Annotated in this window: 2 protein-coding genes; both read right to left on the reverse strand. The window is 63.6% G+C overall.

Features of this window, described 5'->3' with window-relative positions:
• A partial coding sequence (locus WAW17_RS09200; protein WP_422332676.1) for an FAD-dependent monooxygenase occupies positions 1-430 on the reverse strand: 430 nt, incomplete at its 3' end.
• Between the two features lie 33 nt (positions 431-463).
• Entirely contained in the window at positions 464-2,455 is a 1,992-nt protein-coding gene (locus WAW17_RS09205) for an acetoacetate--CoA ligase (protein ID WP_422332677.1), read from the reverse strand.
• Between the last annotated feature and the right edge of the window lie 84 nt (positions 2,456-2,539).

The raw sequence follows: 2,539 nt of genomic DNA on the forward strand, positions 1-2,539 counted from the left end.
GGACCTTACCGGGAGCCCTCTGTTCGGCATGCCGGCGCAGCAGAGGCTCGAGTCGCAGCTGGGGGTAGTTGGTCGAGGGGCAGGCGCTGTCGCGCTCGTACCTCTCTGCCAGCCCGCCGCCGCCGAAGGCATCCATCTTGTAAAAGGTCTTCGCGTCGAGCGGACCATCACCGGCCAGTGTGGTACGCCACACAACCTTGCCCATGTTCTGCATGGGTGCGCCGACGTCGTAGATGTCGTCGGCAACGCCGTACTGCCGGAGGATCTCCATTGTGCGTTGATTGAGGTAGTGCGCCTTCGGCAGGATGGAGGTACTTTCATGGCGCTCGACCAGCAGGTGATCGATCCCATACGCGGACAGAAAGATGGACGTGGTCAGTCCGCTGGCCCCCCCGCCGACGATGAGCACCGGAACCCGGATGTCTGACATAGTTTTCTCCTTACTGAGGATTTCGAATAGGGCTCACGCCGGTGACGGGGTGAAGCGTTCGGAGAGTTTTTCGAATATTTCGAGTGCTTCCGGGTTTCTCACTGCACCGTCGGAGACGACTGTGTTCCGCTGAGCCCCGAGGAGCAGCTTCTTCACCGGCACCTCGAGCTTCTTGCCGGTGAGGTTGTAGGGGATGGCGGGCACCGCAATGATTTCGTCGGGAGCGTGACGCGGTGACAGCCGCTGCCGCAGCTCGCTGACGATCCGCACCCGCAGAGCGTCGTCCAACTGTGTTCCTTCACGAAGCTGGACGAACAAGACGAGTGAACCCATCTCTCCCGTCGGATCGTCGAGGTGTACGACCAGACTGTCCTCGATATCGTCGAGATTCTGTATTGCCGAGTAGAATTCGCTGGTCCCGAGGCGGACGCCGCCACGGTTGAGTGTGCCGTCCGAACGACCGCTGATCACGCATGCCCCGCGGGCGTTGAAGGTGACCCAGTCCCCGTGTCGCCACCTGCCTGGATAATGCTCGAAATACGCGGCGCGGTACTTGCTGCCGTCCGGGTCATTCCAGAAATAGACCGGCATCGACGGCATGGGCGCCGAGATGACGAGTTCGCCGAGTTGGTCGACGACCGGGTTGCCTTCGGTGTCGAGTGCCTGGGCCAGTACGCCGAGAGCCGGCGCGCTGATCTCTCCCGCCCTGACCGGCAGGAGGGGAGTGCCGCCGACGAAAGAGGTGCACACGTCGGTGCCGCCGCTGGTGGACTGCAGGAAAATCAGCGGGTTGACGGTGTCGTAGATCCAGCGGAACCCGTCGGCCGGAAGCGGTGAGCCGGTCGAGAACATGCCCCTCAACCGGCTGAGGTCGAACTTCTCGCCCGGGCGGAGCCCCGCTTTGCGGCAGCCCATCAGAAATGCGGCTCCGGCTCCGAACACCGTTACCTCGGTCTGTTCAACGATCTTCCACAACTCGTCGGGCTCGGGGTAGACCGGATTGCCGTCGAACAAGGTCACGGCCGCGCCGAGCAGCAATGCGGACACCTGTATGTTCCACATGACCCAGGTGGTCGTGCAGTAGACGAAGTACCGGTCGGCCGGTCCCAGGTCCGAATGCAAGCCGAGCGCCTTCTGCAGTTCGAGCACGATCCCGCCGTGTGAGTGCACGATGGCTTTCGGAAGACCGGTGGTGCCGGAGGAGAACAGTACCCACAGGGGGTGGTCGAACGGGACGCGTTCGTATGTGGCCGTCGCCGCTTCGGCGAGCAGATCGCGCCAGTCGATCGAGCCGTCCAGCGTGATCGTGGGGTTGAGGTAGGTCACCTGCACGGTGGTGGTCACGGTCGGTAACTCGGAGCGGATGGCCGTCACCTCGTCGGTGCGGTCGACGACTTTGTCGCCGTAGCGGTAGCCGTCCACTGCGAGGAATACCTTCGGTTCGAGCTGCTGGAGTCGGTCGATCACGCTGCGGCTGCCCAACTCAGGGGCGCACACGGCCCAGATTGCGCCGATGCTGGCCGTCGCCAGCATCGCGATGAGGGCTTCGGGAATGTTGGGTAGGTAGGCCGCCACTCGGTCGCCGGGGCCGACGCCGAGCCGCCGCAGACCAGCGGCAGCTCGGGCGACCTGCTCTCGGAGCTGTCCGCGTGTGAGCCTGATGGTTCCCCGGGTCTGCGACAGTGCGGTGATGACGTTCTGTTCGGTGTCTCCACGCAGCAAGTTCTCGGCGTAGTTGAGCTTCACGTCCGGGAACCACCGCGCTCCCGGCATCATCTCGTCGACGAGGACCCGGGTCGGGTCGCCATCGGCGACGACATCGAAGTATTCCCAGATCGAACGCCAGAATCCGGACAGGTCCTGCGTCGACCACTGCCACAGATCCGAGTAACCGGCGAATTCGAGTCCGTCGCTGGTGCGGAGCCACTGCACGAACCGGCCCATCCGGCAGTCGGAGAGCGTCTGCGGCGTCGGGTCCCACAGCACCTGGCCATCGCCTTCGAAACGGAATGTTGTACTGCTCACTGCATTTCCTTCTTCGTCACCATGCGGTGGCGCATCGTGCCGATTCCTTCGGCTGAAGTGCTCAGTTCCTCACCGGGCCGAAGG

This window comes from Rhodococcus sp. (in: high G+C Gram-positive bacteria), from assembly GCF_049286785.1.
Classification (GTDB): Bacteria; Actinomycetota; Actinomycetes; order Mycobacteriales; family Mycobacteriaceae; genus Rhodococcus_F.